The 16868-nt window shown below is 71.6% G+C and carries 17 protein-coding genes; 9 read left to right on the top strand and 8 right to left on the bottom strand.

The features are described from left to right. Nucleotides 1–45: 45 nt before the first annotated feature. The 8 genes from DQ384_RS07490 (at nt 46) to DQ384_RS07455 (ending at nt 7954) form a co-directional block, all read left to right on the top strand. Complete coding sequence (locus tag DQ384_RS07490) at nt 46–792, top strand: SDR family NAD(P)-dependent oxidoreductase (protein WP_114027946.1); 747 nt, start codon at nt 46–48, stop codon at nt 790–792. A gap of 274 nt (nt 793–1066) precedes the next feature. Beyond that, entirely contained in the window at nt 1067–2143 is a 1077-nt protein-coding gene (locus DQ384_RS07485) for a sugar ABC transporter substrate-binding protein (protein ID WP_114027945.1), read from the top strand. Next, nucleotides 2143–3642 carry a sugar ABC transporter ATP-binding protein gene (locus DQ384_RS07480; RefSeq protein ID WP_114027944.1) on the top strand — a complete coding sequence of 500 codons (1500 nt, stop codon included), beginning with the start codon at nt 2143–2145 and terminating at the stop codon, nt 3640–3642. Before DQ384_RS07485 ends, DQ384_RS07480 begins: the two co-directional genes overlap by 1 nt. Then, a complete protein-coding gene (locus tag DQ384_RS07475) occupies nt 3635–4657 on the top strand; it encodes an ABC transporter permease (protein ID WP_114027943.1) in 1023 nt (340 codons plus the stop codon). The genes DQ384_RS07480 and DQ384_RS07475 overlap by 8 nt, the downstream gene beginning before the upstream one ends. A gap of 88 nt (nt 4658–4745) precedes the next feature. Then, nucleotides 4746–5069 carry an L-rhamnose mutarotase gene (locus tag DQ384_RS07470; RefSeq protein ID WP_114027942.1) on the top strand — a complete coding sequence of 108 codons (324 nt, stop codon included), beginning with the start codon at nt 4746–4748 and terminating at the stop codon, nt 5067–5069. Nucleotides 5070–5156: 87 nt separating this feature from the next. Beyond that, the gene (locus DQ384_RS07465; protein WP_114027941.1) at nt 5157–6116 is read left to right on the top strand and encodes an aldo/keto reductase; all 960 of its coding nucleotides are present in this window, start codon (nt 5157–5159) and stop codon (nt 6114–6116) included. A gap of 45 nt (nt 6117–6161) precedes the next feature. Continuing rightward, a complete protein-coding gene (locus DQ384_RS07460) occupies nt 6162–7004 on the top strand; it encodes an amidohydrolase family protein (RefSeq protein WP_114027940.1) in 843 nt (280 codons plus the stop codon). A gap of 350 nt (nt 7005–7354) precedes the next feature. Beyond that, entirely contained in the window at nt 7355–7954 is a 600-nt protein-coding gene (locus DQ384_RS07455; protein ID WP_220182811.1) for a superoxide dismutase family protein, read from the top strand. A gap of 90 nt (nt 7955–8044) precedes the next feature. Here DQ384_RS07455 and DQ384_RS07450 read toward each other — a convergent pair whose 3' ends face one another. The 7 genes from DQ384_RS07450 to DQ384_RS07425 all read right to left on the bottom strand — a co-directional run bounded on the left by DQ384_RS07450 (nt 8045) and on the right by DQ384_RS07425 (nt 13832). Then, nucleotides 8045–9625, bottom strand: a complete 1581-nt coding sequence (locus DQ384_RS07450; protein ID WP_114027938.1) for a serine/threonine-protein kinase — start codon at nt 9623–9625, stop codon at nt 8045–8047. 61 nt (nt 9626–9686) lie between these two features. After that, a complete protein-coding gene (locus DQ384_RS07445) occupies nt 9687–10103 on the bottom strand; it encodes a DUF6157 family protein (protein WP_220182810.1) in 417 nt (138 codons plus the stop codon). Between the two features lie 99 nt (nt 10104–10202). Further along, complete coding sequence (locus DQ384_RS41095; RefSeq protein ID WP_181871078.1) at nt 10203–10364, bottom strand: hypothetical protein; 162 nt, start codon at nt 10362–10364, stop codon at nt 10203–10205. Between the two features lie 17 nt (nt 10365–10381). After that, a complete protein-coding gene (locus DQ384_RS07440) occupies nt 10382–11644 on the bottom strand; it encodes an RNA polymerase sigma factor (protein WP_114027936.1) in 1263 nt (420 codons plus the stop codon). A gap of 93 nt (nt 11645–11737) precedes the next feature. Beyond that, nucleotides 11738–12085 carry a YciI family protein gene (locus tag DQ384_RS07435; RefSeq protein ID WP_114027935.1) on the bottom strand — a complete coding sequence of 116 codons (348 nt, stop codon included), beginning with the start codon at nt 12083–12085 and terminating at the stop codon, nt 11738–11740. 236 nt (nt 12086–12321) lie between these two features. After that, nucleotides 12322–12993 carry a FadR/GntR family transcriptional regulator gene (locus tag DQ384_RS07430; RefSeq protein ID WP_114027934.1) on the bottom strand — a complete coding sequence of 224 codons (672 nt, stop codon included), beginning with the start codon at nt 12991–12993 and terminating at the stop codon, nt 12322–12324. Between the two features lie 188 nt (nt 12994–13181). After that, nucleotides 13182–13832, bottom strand: coding sequence for a TetR family transcriptional regulator (locus tag DQ384_RS07425; RefSeq protein WP_245966293.1), 651 nt, complete (start codon nt 13830–13832; stop codon nt 13182–13184). A 691-nt stretch (nt 13833–14523) separates the two neighbouring features. Between DQ384_RS07425 and DQ384_RS07420 the strand changes: the two genes are divergently transcribed. After that, complete coding sequence (locus DQ384_RS07420; protein ID WP_245966292.1) at nt 14524–14991, top strand: hotdog family protein; 468 nt, start codon at nt 14524–14526, stop codon at nt 14989–14991. Between the two features lie 41 nt (nt 14992–15032). On the opposite strand, the gene DQ384_RS07415 is transcribed toward DQ384_RS07420, so the two are convergent. Beyond that, the gene (locus DQ384_RS07415; protein WP_114027933.1) at nt 15033–16769 is read right to left on the bottom strand and encodes an RNA polymerase sigma factor; all 1737 of its coding nucleotides are present in this window, start codon (nt 16767–16769) and stop codon (nt 15033–15035) included. Nucleotides 16770–16868: the final 99 nt, after the last annotated feature.

Here is a 16868-nt window from a genome sequence, read left to right as displayed (position 1 = left end):
ATCGCACGAGGACACGCGCGGGCGCGCCGGCGAGGGGGATTGGTGATGGGCGAGTTCGACGGGCTGGCCGCGCTGGTCACCGGCGGCGGCTCGGGCATCGGCCTGGCGACGGCCACGCTGCTGGCCGAGCGGGGCGCCCGGGTGGCGTGCCTGGACGTGAGCCCTCCGGGAGACCCCTTCTTCGGCGTCAAGGCCGACGTCACCGACGACGCCGCCGTGCGCACGGCCGTCACCGCCGCCGCCGAGCACCTGGGTGGCCTGGACATCCTGGTCAACAACGCCGGCATCGGCGCGGCGGGTACGGTGGAGCAGAACCCGGACGAGGAGTGGTTCCGCGTCCTGGACGTCAACGTCGTCGGCATGGCCCGGGTCACCCGCGCCGCGCTGCCGTACCTGCGGGCGTCCGGGCACGCGGCCATCGTCAACACCTGCTCGATCGCGGCCACCGCCGGCCTGCCCAACCGCGCGCTGTACAGCGCGTCCAAGGGCGCGATCCTGTCGCTGACGCTGGCCATGGCCACCGACCACCTCGCGGACGGCATCCGCGTGAACTGCGTGACGCCCGGAACCGCCGACACCCCCTGGGTGCAGCGCCTGCTGGCCGCCGCGCCCGACCCAGCGGCCGAACGCCACGCGCTCGAACAGCGCCAGCCCATGGGACGGCTCGTCAGCGCGGAGGAGGTCGCCACCGCGATCGCCTACCTCGCGAGCCCTTCGGCGAGCAGCACGACGGGCACCGTCCTCGCCGTCGACGGAGGCATGCACGGACTGAGACCCCGCCCGAAGTCCTGACGGCCCCCGACCCGAAGCAGCATGAACCACCCCGTCACGGGCCCTACGAACCCGTGACGGGCCCAGAGGCGACCCCCGACGAAATATCCGCTCCCCGGCCCGAGACCCACGGAACCTCGGGCCCCCGACCCCGACCACACGAGAAGACGCCACACCCTGCGTCTCCCGGACGAGCCACAGCCGGAGGCTCGTACGAGAGGACAGGCGCGGCGCTTACGGACGCTCGTGAGAGCGGCCATACACCCCCCGCAATCCCGTCTAAAACGAGGCGACCATGAAAATACGTTCTTCAGCCATCGGCGTGGTCCTCACAGCCGTGAGCGTGCTGGCCCTGAGCGCGTGCGGCGACGACTCGACGTCCACGTCGGCGCCCACGGCGTCGTCCGGAGGCGGCGCGTCCGCGCCCGCGGCCGGCGGCGGCAAGGTCGGCGTCGACTTCCCCCGCGCCGACTCCGACTTCTGGAACTCCTACAACAAGTACGTGCCCCAGCTCGCGACCGAGCTCGGCGTCGAGCTGATGCCGCCGACCAACTCGCAGAACGATGTGTCCAAGCTGGTCGCCAACACCCAGGCGATGGTGAGCCAGGGCGCCAAGGCGATCATCATGGCGCCGCAGGACACCGGCGCGATCGCCACCACCCTCGACCAGCTCGCGAGCAAGAACATCCCGGTCGTCACCGTGGACACCCGCCCGGACAAGGGCAAGACGTACATGGTGGTCCGCGCCGACAACCGGGCCTACGGCGAGAAGGCGTGCAAGTTCCTGGGCGACCAGCTCAAGGGCAAGGGCAAGGTCATCGAGTTCCAGGGCGCGCTGTCGTCGGTCAACGGCCGCGACCGCTCCGAGGCCTTCGCCGAGTGCATGAAGAGCAACTACCCGGGCATCACGGTCTTCGCCGAGCCGACCGAGTGGGAGGGCACCAAGGCGGCCGCCGCGCTGCAGACCCGCCTCACCCAGCACCCGGACATCAACGGCATCTACATGCAGGCCGGCGGCGTCTTCCTCGCCCCGACCCTGCAGGTGCTGAAGTCCAAGAACCTGCTGGTCCCGCCGACCGACCCCAAGCACATCTTCATCATCTCCAACGACGGCATCCCGCAGGAGTTCCAGGCGATCCGCGACGGGCAGATCGACGCGACCGTGTCGCAGCCCGCCGACCTGTACGCCAAGTGGGCGGTCTCGTACGCCAAGGCCGCGCTGGAGGGCAAGACGTTCCAGCCCGGCCCGACGGACCACGACAGCACGATCGTCGACGTCGGCGGCGGCCGCCTGGAGGACCAGCTGCCCGCGCCGCTGGTCACCAAGGAGAACGTGGACGACCCGCAGCTCTGGGGCAACCAGGTCAAGTGATGCCCGACTCCACCATCCCGGCCGTCGAGGCCCGCGGCGTGACCAAGCGCTTCGGGCCGACGACGGCGCTCGACGACGCGGGGATCGCGATCGCGGAGGGGGAGACGCACGCCCTGGTCGGGCGCAACGGGGCCGGGAAGTCGACGCTCGTGTCGATCCTCACCGGCCTCCAGCGCCCCGACGAGGGGAAAATCCTGTTCGCCGGCCGTCCCGCGCCCGCATTCGCGGACCGGGACGGCTGGCGGCGCAACGTCGCGTGCGTCTACCAGAAGTCCACGATCATCCCGACCCTCACGGTCGCCGAGAACCTGTACCTCAACCGCCAGGCGGGCCGCGGCCCGATCAACTGGCGGTCCATGCGCGCCCGGGCCCGCGACCTGCTCGACCAGTACGGCGTCGACGTCGACGCCGGCCGCCTGGCGGGCGACCTGAACGTCGAGCAGCGCCAGCTCCTGGAGATCGCGCGGGCGCTGTCGTTCGGCGCGCGGTTCATCATCCTGGACGAGCCCACCGCGCAGCTCGACGGCCCGGCCATCGAGCGCCTCTTCGAACGCATGCGGGACCTGCGCGCGCGCGGCGTCACGATGATGTTCATCTCGCACCACCTGGAGGAGGTGTACCAGATCTGCCAGTCCGTCACGGTGTTCCGTGACGCCCGGCACATCCTCACCCGTCCGGTGGCCGACCTTCCGCACGACGAGCTGGTCGCCGCCATGACCGGCGAGGCCGCCGCCCGGTACCAGGCGCGGTCGCGTGCCGTACGCCCGGACGCGGCGGTCGTGCTCAGCGCCGAGAAGCTGACGCTCGGCGAGCGGTACCACGACGTGGACCTCACCGTCCACGCCGGGGAGATCGTCGGGCTGGCCGGCTCCGGCAGCAGCGGCAAGGTCGGGCTCGCCGAGACGCTGGTCGGCCTGTACGCCGCCGACAGCGGGACGGTCACCGTCAACGGCGGCCGCCCCAAGCCCGGGGACGTCACCGCGGCGCTGCGCGCCGGTCTCGGCTTCGTGCCGCAGGACCGGCACAAGGAAGGGTTCGTGCCGCTACTCTCGATCGCCGAGAACGCCACGCTGCCCATCGCCCACAAACTGGGGCGGTTCGGGGCGGTGTCCCCGGCCTTGCGGCGTGCCAAGGCGGAGCGGATGATCGAGTCCCTGACCATCAAGACCACGGGACCGTCCCAGCCGGTCGGCGACCTCTCCGGCGGGAACGCGCAGAAGGTCGTCATGGCGCGCGCGCTGGCCGACGACCCGAAGGCGCTCGTGGTCATCAACCCGACCGCGGGAGTCGACGTGCGGGCGAAACAGGCGCTGCTCGGCGCCGTCGAGGACGCCGCCGATCGCGGGGCCGGGGCCGTACTGGTCTCCGACGAACTGGACGACCTGCGCATATGCGACCGCGTGCTGGTCATGTTCCACGGCCGGGTCGTGAAGGAGGTGCCGCGCGGGTGGACGGACGCCGACCTCGTGGCGGTCATGGAAGGGGTGTCCGATGACTGAGACGACCGTGGCTCCTCCCGGCTCGCCCGGGAAGTCGCCCGCGCGGGCCGGCGTGCCGAGGCTGGCCCGGTTCCGCGACCTGGCCCTGGTGCCGGCGATCGTGGTGCTGATCGTCGTGGGCGCGCTGATCGACCCCGCGTTCCTCAGCGGGGACAACCTCACCAACGTGCTGCAACAGCAGACCGAGCTGTCGCTGCTCGTGCTCGCCGAGGCGATGATCCTGATCGCCGGGAAGTTCGACCTGTCGCTGGAGTCGACCGTCGGCCTCGCCCCCGCCCTGGGCGTCGGCCTGGTCATCCCGGCGGCGGCCAACGGGCTCGGCACCGAGTGGCCGACCGCCCTCGGCATCCCGCTCTGCCTGCTGATCGGCGCGCTGGTCGGCGCGTTCAACGGCCTGCTGATCCTGCGGTTCAAGCTGTCGGCGTTCATCGTGACGCTCGGCATGCTGATCGTGCTGCGCGGCCTGCAGATCGGGTTCACCGGCGGACAGAACCTCTTCGCGCTGCCCGAGTCGTTCCTCTACCTGGGCAACGCCCGCTGGATCGGCCTGCCCGCGTCCGTCTGGATCTGCATCGCCGCCTACATCGTGGGCATCGTCGTGCTCGGATACTTCCGGCACGGCCGGGCGATCTACGCGATCGGCGGCAACGTCGACGCCGCCCGCGCCGCCGGCGTGCGCACCGACCGGGTGGTCTGGGCAGTGTTCATCATCGGCGGCCTGCTCGCGGCCCTCGCGGGCCTGCTCATGACCGGCCGGCTCGGCTCGGTCGCGGCGGCCCAGGGCGACGGCATGATCTTCACGGTGTTCGCCGCGGCGGTCATCGGCGGGGTGAGCCTGGACGGCGGCAAGGGCACGCTGTTCGGCGCGCTGTGCGGCGTCCTCGTGCTCGGCCTGATCAACAACATCCTCACGCTGGCCGGGGTGTCGGCGCAGTGGATCCAGGCCATCTACGGGGGGATCATCCTCATCGCGCTCATGCTCGCCCGCGTCACCAGCGGAAAGGCACAAGACTAGCCCGTGAGTGTCCCCGGCCCCGCCGGCCGGGGACACGGCGGGAAACCCAGGGAGCCACTCCCGGCCAGCGAAGGAGTTGCGAGGCACCATGCAGCGGATCGCCCTGCGCACCCGGCTCAGGGCCGGCGCCGAAGAGATCTACGACGAGGTGCACTCGGTCATCCCGGCCGAGCTGGACGCCGACATGCGGTCGGCGGGCGTGCGGTCGTGGACGATCTGGCGCGACGGCCGCGACCTGTTCCACTACGTCGAGGTCGACGACTACGCCGCCATGCAGGAGAGGCTCAAGGACAGCGCCGCCAACCAGGCGTGGCAGGCCCGGATCAACCGCCTGCTGGAGGGGGACTTCGACCCCCGGAACACGGGGCTGCGCGTGATCTGGACGATGGACGCCCCGGACGGCCTGGTTTAGAGGCGTGCGTGACGATCACTGGTACGTCCGTGGCTCGTCGGTGTTCGGTTGTTCGACCATTCGGTGCTTCGGCATGAGGAGGGATCTGTGTTAGAGCGGACCGTGGGCCGTGGCGCGACGGTGACCCCGTACGGGTTCGGCGCCGCCCCGATCAGCAACCTGTTCTCGGCCATCACCGGCGAGCAGGCGGCACGGACGGTGGAGGCCGCCTGGACGGCCGGGATCCGCTACTTCGACACCGCCCCGCACTACGGCCTCGGCCTCTCCGAGCGCCGCCTCGGCGCCGCGCTGCGCGCCTACCCCCGCGAGTCGTACACGTTGTCCACCAAGGTCGGCAGGCTGCTGGTCCCCGCCGAGGGCGGCGGGCGCGACGACCAGGGCTTCGACGTGCCCGCCGACCACCGCCGGGTCTGGGACTTCTCCCGGGACGGCGTGCGGCGCTCGCTGGAGGAGAGCCTGGAACGCCTCGGGCACGACGCGGTGGACATCGTCCTCCTGCACGACCCCGACGACCACTGGAAGGAAGCGGTCGAGGAGGCCTATCCCGCGCTCGCCGAGCTGCGCGACCAGGGCGTCGTCAAGGCCATCGGCGCCGGGATGAACCAGTGGCGGATGCTCGCCGATCTCGTCCGGGAGACGGACCTCGACGTCGTCATGCTCGCCGGGCGCTACACCCTGCTCGACCAGTCGGGCGGCGCCGAACTGCTGCCCCTGTGCCTGGAGCGGGGGGTCGCGGTGTTCGCGGCCGCGGTGTTCAACAGCGGGCTCCTCGCCACGCACGACGCCACCGGCACGTACGACTACGGGCCCGCCCCGGAGGAGCTCGTCCGGCGGGCCCGGCGCATGGCCGTCATCTGCGAACAGTACGGCGTGCTGCTGCCGCAGGCGGCGATGGCCTTCCCGCTGCGGCACCCCGCCGTGCGCTCGGTGGTCATCGGCGTCCGCTCGCCCGAGGAGGTCGAGCGCAACGCCGCCCTCGGTGCGTCCCCCGTCCCGGACGAGTTGTGGGAGGCTCTGGCCTCCGAGGAGCTGATCACCCTGGCGTGACCCCGCGCCGCCCCGTCCGTCCCTTCCAGCGTTGGAGAGCCATCCATGATCGACGCCCATCACCACCTGTGGGATCCGCGCCGGCGGGAGTACCCCTGGATGGCGGGGGAGGTACTGGCCCCGATCCGCAGGCCGTACGACCTGGACGACCTGCGGCGCGAGACGGCCGCGGCGGGCGTGGACCACACGGTGCTGGTGCAGGCGGTCGGGTCGGTGGCGGAGACCGAGGAGTTCCTGGCGACCGCGGCCGCCTCGGACGGGCTCGTGGCCGGGGTGGTCGGGTGGGTGGACCTCACCGGTCCCGCCGTCGCGGACGAGCTGCTGCGCCTGCGGTCCGGGCCCGGCGGCGAGCTGCTGGCCGGGATCCGTCACCAGGTCCAGGACGAGGACCTCGCGTGGCTGGACCGGCCGGACGTCCGCCAGGGCATCCGCGCGGTCGGGCAGGCGGGGCTCGCCTACGACCTGCTCGTCCTCGTTCCGCAGCTCGCGTCGGCGCGGGAGCTGGTGCGCGAGCTGTCCGGTGTCCGATTCGTCCTGGACCACGCCGCCAAGCCGCCCATCGCGTCCGGGGCCTTCGAGCCGTGGGCGAGCGAGATCAAGGCCCTGGCCGAGGCGCCGAACGTGATGTGCAAGCTATCCGGGCTGGTCACCGAGGCGGACTGGCGGACCTGGGACGCCCCCACCCTCGCGCCGTACGCGGACCACATCCTGTCCTGCTTCGGGGCCGAACGGGTGATGTTCGGGTCGGACTGGCCGGTGTGCGAGCTGGCCGCCTCGTACGGGCGGGTCGTGGAGCTCGCCGCGGGGCTCACGGCGGGGCTGAGCGCGTCGGAGCGTGATCTGGTCTTCGCGGGGACGGCGCGGGCGGCGTACGCGTTGCACGTCTGAGCTCGGGGTCGGCTCAATGGCGGACTTTTCGGGATTTATCCGGTTCACGCCATATGTAGTAGTGGTGTTCTCTCCAGGGCCCGGGAAATGTGCTGAATTGGCGTGAATTGCGCCTTAGGTGGGCGGGGGGCCGGGAGGACGGCATTCCCTGCGCCGTCGAACCGATGGACCATGCCGCCGAGTGGTGATTTCCTGTCTCTGCCCGGGAGCGACGGGTGCGGTGTTCGCGCTGCTCAGGGTTATGCATTGTGGACTTTTAACGCGATATTGGCCCAACCCGCCGCGATGTCCGGGTATATCGGAAAAGGGCGACGACTAGGCGTCGGCCTCGGCGAGGAAAGGGAGATCTCATGAGGGCGGTCCGTGCTGGAATGGTGGCATTGCTCTTGCCGGTGACGTTGCTCAGCACGGGGGCCGCCTACTCCGGCGCACAGAGCGGCCGCGACCCGGTGCGTTCCGCGAACGGCCAGGACCCGATCGTCGCGCTCGGCCGGTTCGGGCCGTACACCTCCGGGCAGCAGGCCATCGCCTACGACCAGAAGCTCGTCCCGGCGGGCGCCGCGGCGGCGGTCGCGTACGTTCCTGGCAGCGACGGACACTCGATCGTCCAGCTCCGCGTCAGCGGGCTGCTGCCCAACCACTCCTACGGCGCCCACGTGCACACGAAGCCGTGCGGGGCCAAGGGCGAGGACGCGGGCCCGCACTACCAGCACAACCAGGACCCGGTGACCCCGTCCACCAACCCGAAGTACGCCAACGCGCGCAACGAGGTCTGGCTGGACTTCACGACCGACGCCCGCGGCGACGCCTCCGCGCGCTCCGCCCTGGACTGGAAGTTCACCGACCGCCACCCGCGCTCCGTGGTCATCCACGCCGAGCACACCCACACCGACGCGGGCCACGCCGGCACGGCGGGCCCTCGGCTCGCCTGCGTGAACGCCGAATTCTGACCTCCGCAGCGGCCGCCCGCGGACGAAGGGCGCGGCGCGCGGACGATCCGTCCCGCGTCCGCGAGGGGCCGGGGACGCGCGCACGTCGGCTCAGGGCGTGCGGGTGACCGTTCCCGAGTAGCGCGGCGTCGTCTCGCCCTCCCGGGTGACCCGGAAGGTCGCCCGGTCGGCGGCCGAGGGCCTGAGCGTCACTGTGCCCGGGTAGCAATCGTTCCCACGCACCTGGTCGAGGCGATAGGTCGCCGTCGCACCGTCCTGACGGGTGTGAACCAGCCGCCCGGCGCAGTGCAGGTCCGCTCCCCACCGCATTCGGCCCGCCGCTTCCCTCGTCCCCGCCGCTTCCGTCGACCCCGCCGAACCCGCTGATCCGGAGGACCGCGGCGCGGCGTCGCCCAGCCGTACCTCCACGGGGAACACCCGCCCCGCCGTCGGATGCTCGGCGCTCCCCGTCCACCGCCCCGCGTACGCCTGCGCGCCGTCCGGTGTCGCGCCGGAATGCCGCCACGCCACCACGACCGCCGCCACCCCGGTCACCAGCGCGGCGCCCGCCATGATGACGACGGGCCACCATAACCGTCGCCGCCCCACGGGCGGCGGGGAGGCCGGCGTTCCGGGGCCGCCATGACGCGCGTCGTCACGTGCGGGCACGGCCGTCAGCGGCACGACCGGGGTGTGCGCCTGGTCGTCGTCCTCGTCTTCCTGATGCGGAGACAGGGCGGTCAGCGTGGGCCGGTCATCGTCCCCGGGCGCGCGGGAAGACCGCGGCGGAAGAGTCAGCGTCGCCGGCCCCTCGCCCTCCCCGGCGCCCTCCGACGCCAGACCCGCGCCCGCCTTCAGCGCCTCGCCGGACGAGGCGACCCTGACCGCGTCGCGGGCGATGAGCCGGCGCAGCACCTCTTCGGCGGTCGGACGCCGCGCGGGGTCCTCGGCGAGGCAGTCGGCGACGAGCTCCCGCAGCGGCCCGGCGAGCGGGTCCAGATCGGGCCGGCCGAAGAGGATGCGGCCGAGGATCGCCTCGAAGGAGTCGGCCGCGTACGCGTGCCGGCCTCCCGCGGTGAACGCCACGGTGAGGGCCCAGGCGAACACGTCCGCCGGCGGTCCTGCGCGCTCTCCCTTGAGCTGCTCGGGCGACAGGTACGCGGGCGTGCCCACCGGCACCCGTCCCGTGGTCGCCGTCGTGTCCATCATGCGCGAGATGCCGAAGTCGATGACGCGCGGCCCGTCGAGCCCCATCAGCACGTTGCCCGGCTTGAAATCGCGGTGCACGACCCCCGCGCCGTGGATCGCGGCCATCGCGGTCGCCGTCGCGACGGCGATGCGGTCGAGCGCGCCCCCGGTGCGCGGCCCCTCGGTCGTGACGAGCTCCTGGAGCGACACGCCCTCGACGTACTCGCTGACGATGTACGGACGGTCGCCGTCCAGGTCCGCGTCCAGCACCTGGGCGGTGCAGAAGGGCGCCACGCGGCGTACCGCCTCTACCTCGACGATGAACCTGCGGCGCGCGCGCTCGTCGTCGAGGCGCGAGTGCATGAGCTTGACGGCTACCCCGACGCCCTCGGGAGAGGCGCCGAGGTAGACGATTCCCTGCCCACCCCTGCCGATCCGCCCGATGAGGACATACCGGCCGAGCTCCCGCGGGTCGGCGTCCAAGAGGGGACTCGGCGGTGACATGTACCCATCCCTACCACGCCCGCACCCGCCCCCGCGGCACCCGAGACCCCTTCCGGCCCCTTCACGTGCGGCGGGAACGCATGGCCTTGAGGACGGTCGTCCCCTCGTCCTCCAGCAGCGCTGCGTACTCCCCGGACTCCATCGGGCACAACGCCACCCGGCCCTCCGCGTCGAACGCCAGCCCCCAGCCGTACTGCTTCGGCAGCGGCGAAGCCCGCAGACAGGCCTGCGACCTGGAGAAGAACTCGTCCCGCAGCGCCGCCCGACGCTCCTCCGAGATATCCGGCATATCCTGCCGCCGCACCCAGGACTCGAACAACACGTCCTCCTGCGTGTACACATACGGCCGCCCGGCCAGCATCTCGTACTGCACCACCGCGACGGTCCGCCGCCCGCCCCGTCCCTCCGGCACGACCGCACTCCGCACCGGACAGTCCTCGGCCACCGCGATCAACGTCCGGTAGTAGTTCAGATCCACGCTCACTCCCGGCGGAGACATCCCATATCGGCGACTTGCGATTCTACTGAGACGCCCGATCCGGGCCTTCGACGATGGCTGGCCTGGACAACCTCTCCTCTATGCGGCGGCCATCGCGTCGCGATAGGACTGCGAGAAGTCGTGTTCTTCCTCGGGGCCGAGCCCGACCCAGGGGAAGCGCTGGGGGATGGCCTCGTAGTCCAGAGGAGCCTCGGCAGCCATCTCGGCGTTCTCGTCCATGGACCAAATGTAGACAAACACGCTTCGAGTATAAGCGGCTACCTAATGTGTCTGAAGGGTTCTTGGTCGGACAGTCGGTTCAGGCGGGTGGTGAGGAAGGTCTTTTCGAGCGTGTTGCCGCTGAGGGCCAGGGCCTGTTCGTAGGCGGTGCGGGATTCGGCGGTGTGGCCGAGGCGGTGGAGGAAGTCGGCGCGGGCGGCGGGGAGGTAGGGGTAGCCGGCGAGGTGGGGGTCGGAGGCGAGGTCGTCGAGCTCCTTGAGGCCGTAGGCGAATCCGTCGGCGAAGCCCACGGCGACGGCGCGGTTGAGGGCGACGACCGGGGACGGCCAGACGCGCAGCAGCAGGTCGTACAGGCAGACCACCTCGTGCCAGTCGGTCTCCTCCCAGGAGGGGGCCTCCGCGTGCAGGGCGGCGATCGCCGCCATGATCGCGTAGCGGCCGACGGGCCGGGCGTGAAGGGACTCGCGGACGAGCGCGACGCCCTCCTCGATGGCGGCGCGGTCCCAGAGCGTGCGGTCCTGGTCGGCGAGCAGGAGCATGCGGCCGTCGCCGGTCACGCGGGCGGCGCTGCGCGCGTGGGTCAGCACGATCAGCGCCAGCAGGCCGGTGACGTCGCCGTTGCCCGGCAGCAGGCCGCGCAGCATGCGGGCCAGGTCGAGCGAGCGGTCCAGCAGGTCGTGGCGGACGAGCGTGTCGCCCGCCGGGGCGGTGTGACCGGTGGTGAACAGCAGGTGGACGACGGTGAGGACGGCGTCGATGCGCGCGGGCAGGTCCTCGGCGGGCGGGACGCGGTACGGGATGCGGGCGGTGGCGATCTTCTTCTTGGCCCTGGTGATGCGGGCGGCCATGGTCGCCTCGCTGACGAGGAACGCGTGGGCGACCTCGGCGGTGGTGAGCCCGCACAGCAGACGCAGGGTCAGGGCGACCTGCGCCTGCTCGGACAGCGCGGGATGGCAGCAGGTGAAGATCAGCCGCAGCCGGTCGTCCTCCACCGGCGAGCCGTCCGGTTCGGGCCGCTCGGAGGTGGTCCGCTCGTCGAGCAGGAGGGGCAGCGAGCGGCGCATCGTCGCGTCCCGGCGCAGCAGGTCCAGGGCGCGGTTCTTCGCCACCGTGGTCAGCCAGGCCCCCGGGCTGGCCGGGATGCCGCGTTCGTCCCAGGTCGCCAGGGCCTTGGCGTACGCGTCCTGGACGCACTCCTCGGCGAGGTCGAGGTCGCGGGTGACGCGCACCGTCGCGGCGAGCACGAAGGCCCACTCGCGACGGTGCGCGTCCGCGACCGCGTCGGCGACGGCGGGGTTCATGTCCCGCGCCCGGGCGTCATGGCCGGGGATCCGGACCCGCCGGACCCGTGAAGCCGATGCGCGAAGCGATTCGCCCGGGACACGTCACGCTTCTCAGTCGAAGACCATGACCGGACGGACCTCGACACCGCCGAACGGGGCGGGGACCTGCTTGGCGACGGCGATGGCCTGGTCGAGGTCGTCCACCTCGACGAGGTAGTAGCCGCCCAGGCCCTCCTTGGTCTCGAAGAAGGCGCCGTCGGTGACCACGAAGTCGCCGGAGCCGTCCTTGCGGATGCTGGTGCCCATCGCGCCCGGGTGCAGGGCCTCGCCGCCGCGCAGCACGGCGCCGTTGTTCGCGGCGAACTCGTTGTGCTCCTTCATCGCGCGCTCGTAGTCGGCGGGGCCCGCGTTGGCCCAGGCCGCCTCGTCCTCGTAGATCAGGATGAGATATTTCGCCATGGTCGATCCCTTCCGGGTGTGTCGCGATGCCCTGTCCGGGCTCGGTATGGAGTCCGACGCGCGAGACACCCCCGGATCGACAGGTCGTGCGATGAAATCAGGGGAGATTTTTCTTTACCGGGCTTTCGGCGTGTTCGCCCTGGCCAGGATGCCCTGGACGTGAGCGCGGCGGCGAACGCCACGGCCGCCGGACCGCGCGGCCGGGCACGGAGGAGCTCGGTGCGGGCCGAACAGGGTCAGAGGGCGCGGCGGAGCCATTCTTCGACGCCCGCGACGTGGACGGTGGCCCAGGCGCGGGCGATGTCAGGCTGGCGGGCGGCGATGGCCTCGTAGATCGCGGTGTGCTGTTCGCGGGTCTTCGCCGTCGCGCCTTCCTGGGTGAGGCCGCGCCAGATGCGGGCCCGGGTCGTGGGGCCGGACAGGCTCTCGATCAGTGAAGACAGCACGGTGTTGCCGGAACCCTTGGCGATGAACTGGTGGAACCGCAGGTCGTTGGCCACGAGCTCTTCGATGCTCGGGTCCTCGGGCAGGGCGTCGAGGATGGCCTTCAGCTCGACGATGTCCGCGTCGTCCATGTTGGTGGCCGCCATCCCCGTGGCCGACGGCTCCAGGATGCGCCGGACCTGGAAGAACTCCAGCACGGTGTCGTCGCGGTGGAAGTCGACCACGAAGGACAGCGCGTCGAGGAGCAGCCGGGGTTCCAGGCTGGTGACGTACGTGCCGTCGCCCTGGCGCACGTCGAGCACGTTGATCAGGGCGAGCGCGCGGACGGCCTCGCGCAGCGAGTTGCGGGACAGGCCGAGCCGTTCCGCCAGGTCGGCCTCCTTGGGCAGCCGCGCGCCGGGGGCGAGCTCGCCGGAGACGATCATTCCTTTGATCTTGTCGATCGCAGCGTCAGTGACCGCCACGAAGTCACCACCCTATATTCGCGCGCAACAACGCTGATGCGGCCGAGACATCCGATGTCTATGAGTGTAAGCGGTCAGTATGACGCATCCGTGAACAGTACCGCGCACCGTCAGCCTCGGGTGTGGCCCATGTGTCATCGGTGTTCCAGGACGGTGCCTCCGCCGGGCGCCCCCGCACGGTGCCCACATCAGGAGCCGAGGCCGGCGAACAGACGGCCCGCCGCGATCTCGAGGCGCCGCTGGACCTGCTCGTACGTGCGCCGGCCGCGCAGCATCTCCAGCAGTTCGTGCACCCACACGGCGGCCAGTGACCCGGCCAGCGCGTACTGCTCTTCGTCGGCGGACTCCACGCTGAGGCCGTCGGCCGACACGCGCAGAAGCAGCCCGGCCATGCGGTCGCCGAACGGGGTGTCGACCTCGGCCATGATCAGGGAGCGGATCAGCGCGTCGGCCAGCTCGGGCTCGCGCATGAGGCCGCGCGTGGCCCGCATGAGCACGTCGACCGCGCGGCCCGCCGGCGTCGCGGCGTTCGGCGGCCTGCGCTCGATGCTGGCCTCCAGCAGGTCGATCTCTTCGCCGACGACCGCGACCACCAGGTCCATCTTGGAGGGGAAGTAGCGGTAGAGGGTGCCGAGGGCGACCCCGGCGCGCTCGGCTACCGTCCTCATCTGCATGGCCTCGACGCCGCCCCGGGACGCGAGCGCGGCGGCGGCCTGGACGATGCGCTTGCGCCGCTGGTGCTGGCTGCGCGTACGGACGCCGGAGGACGCCGGAGGAGGCGCCGGGTGCTCGCCGCCGTCGGCGGCGGGGACGGCGGGGGCGGCATGCGGGGATCGCATGAGAACACGTTACCGGATAAGACGCAAGCGGGCTTTGTTACCGCCCGGTTCCCGGGTATGCCGGTCTTCCATGTTGTTCGGGTGGAGGACCGGGATCTGGAAGCATTCCCGAAACCGGCCCCGGGCACAGATTGGAATCTGTTCTAGTTCGCGTACGGCCGCTCGCGGGGGACGACCGCGCCGACAGGGGCGCGCGGCATGGCCCTCTGGCGCGAGCCATGGTGGCCGGCTCACGTCAGAAGCCTTCAGATCGGGATATTTCATGACATGGCTGGTCGCGCGATCCGGCAAGGGGCGGTGGGGGAAAGGATGTTGTCCGGGTATTGAAGTTTCGTCCCCGGGAGAAAAAGCCGCGTCCGAGGAGCGCCCGTCCTATCCCCTGAAACCCGTACTCAACCGTGATGCCGCGATTTTCTGGGACGGTGTACGGGCAGGCGAGCTCGGGATCCGAAACGTACGCCTGCGACGAGCTTTCGGGCCCCCGCGACCGGCGGGTCCCCATGTGCGGGACGGGAGGCCGGACGCGGGTGGCGACGAGCGGATCCGGCGAGGTGCACAGCCTCGCGGGCGCCAGGACTCGCTCGTGTCGAGCATCACGCCGCCTTTTGTCGTGCCCGTAATTGAATTACCCGAAGGTCCGTGCATTTCCGGAAACATTGCTGTATGCGACACGGAAAAGGTGGGTATCGATATGCCGTTGCGGGTGACCCGCCGCGAGATGGACGACGAGTCGGTATCCGCCCATGTGGGCGCCCCGGGAGCCGAGATGCGCACACTGACGGAAGACGACATCGAGTGCGGCGCCGCCCTGCCTCCGCTGCGCATCGACGTGACCCCGATCAGCGTCGTCTCGGCCGAGCCCGCGACCACGGATGCCCCGTCGGTCCACCATGAGCCCCGGCGCGCGCGGGACGATTTCCTGAACATCCTGACCACGATGGGCCTGGTCGAGCGGTACGTGACCGACTGGGTGGGGCCCGAGGCGCTGATCCGCAGCATCAACGTCCGGCTCGGCGTCCCCGCGTACGCCGGCGACACGCTCACGTTCAACGGCACCGTCGCCGCCCACGAGGCCGGAGAGGTCACGGTGGAGGTGCGCGGCACGGTCGGCATGGGCGACCACGCCACCGGCACGGTCCGCCTCCACCTGCCTCGCTGATCCGCGTGCGGCCCCCCGCTCCTGCGCACGCGCGAGGAGCCTCAGGGGGTGACGAGCGTGGGGACCGCGAAGAAGACGGCCAGCGCGATGGCGACGCAGATCAGGAACCCGACCAGCTCCCACAGCCAGTCGTAGTGGTGCTCTCCGACCTTGATCGGCTTGGGTCGCTTGTGCCGGCGCGACCCTGACCTGACGGCCCGCGCCTTCGCCGGCCTGCCGCCCGGCTCGCCGGCCTCCGCGTCCGGTTCGGCGGTCATCGTGGCCACCGCCTCGGACGCCGCGTCCGCCGTCGCCGGCGCGTCCGGCTCGGCGACCGTGACGACCTCCGCGACCGTGACGACCTCGGAGACCGTGACGAGCTCCGCGGCCGTCTCCGCGACGGTCTCCGCGTCCTCGGCCGCCTTCGCCTCGGCCGCCGTGGCGCTCACGACCATCTCACCGGCCGTCTCCGCCATTGCGAGCTCGGCGTCCGTGAGCCTCACGATGTCCATCGGCTGGGTCGCCGTGAGAGCGTCGGCCGGGTCGATCTCAGGGACGACCGCGATCGGCTGCCCGGCCACGAGGACATCGGTGGGTTCGGTCGTGCGGACCGCCGGCTCCTGTGCCGTGGTGCGCGCCTCGCTCGCGGCGACTTCGCTCGTGGGAGCCGTGGACGGACGGGCTTCGGCCGGGTGCGCCTCGGTCGTGCGGGCCTCGGTGGACTGAGGCTTCCTGGACGGCTTGGGACGCGCCCGCCTGCGGGTGCGCTGCAACGTGGGCCACTGCCCGGTGGCCAGCGCCTTGCCGAACGCCGACTCGGTGGCGGGCGCCGGGACATGCTCGGACTTCAGGGGCGGATCGTCCGGCTTCGGTTGCACCTCGGCCGGCTTCAGGAGCGTGTCGTCCGGCTTCGATGGCGTGTCGTGCGGCTTCAGGGGCGCGTCCAGCACGTCCGCGGGCACCGGCGCGGCGAGCACCAGGGGCGTACGCCGGGGAGCCGTGTCGCGCACCTTGGGGATCGGCTCGGTCGTGGCCTCGTGCTTCGACCTGCGCCCGGGCTTCGGAGGCTTGAGCTCGGCGGGGAACACCCCGGCGTTGGTGACCGGGTTGGGCTCGGCCAGCGGAAGCGGCCACCGGGGGGTCGTCGGCCAGAGCCTCTTGGCGTCCCGGCGGCTCGCGGGGACGACGCTCGCGTCCTCCGGGATGCCGTTCAGCACCTGCGTGCGCAGCGCGACGGGCGGTGTGCGCCAGGGCAGCCGGGCCAGCGCGTCCTCCGCCGGGGCGACCACGAGCGCGTCGTACACCTCCGACACCGGCGTGGGCACGAGCAGCCCGGACCGGGCTGAGGCGATGGCCGCGGTGAGCGACCGGGTGAAGCGGTGGCGGGCGCTGATCTCCAGTTGCTCGGCGGTGTCGGCGGCGACGTCCAGCACCCAGGCCAGCTCGGGGGTGTCCAGCCCGCAGACGGCGGACAGCAGCAGCACCTCGCGCTGGTGCGGCCGGACCTCCCGCACGACCCGCTCGACCAGCGCGGTCACCGGATCGCCTGACGGGTCGACGCTGGGGAAGGCGTAGGCGACGTCGCGCCGGTAGATCTCGCGGCGGGCGAGCGCGTACAGCGCCGCGCGCGGGGGCTCCACGGCCGGAACGCCCGTGAGAACGGCCACCAGCGCGTCGGCGGCCGAGGCGGTGTCACCGAGCTGGTCGTGGCAGTACGCGAACAGCCCGGCGGCGTGACGGTCGTAGAGCTCGGCGACCAGCTCGGCCCTCGGGCGGCGATCGATGAGCGAAGGGGTCACAGCCGGATCCTCTGGAATTCTCGTGCGGGCGTGTGGGTTTGGCCTGGCTGAGGAGGATAGAGAGAAGCCTGGGAACTCTGGGAAGCCTGGTGGCCAATC

The organism is Sphaerisporangium album, from assembly GCF_003323745.1.
Lineage (GTDB): Bacteria > Actinomycetota > Actinomycetes > Streptosporangiales > Streptosporangiaceae > Sphaerisporangium > Sphaerisporangium album.
The sequence above is the reverse complement of the archived record's forward strand: the minus strand, read 5'-3'. Positions and strand labels throughout refer to the sequence as shown.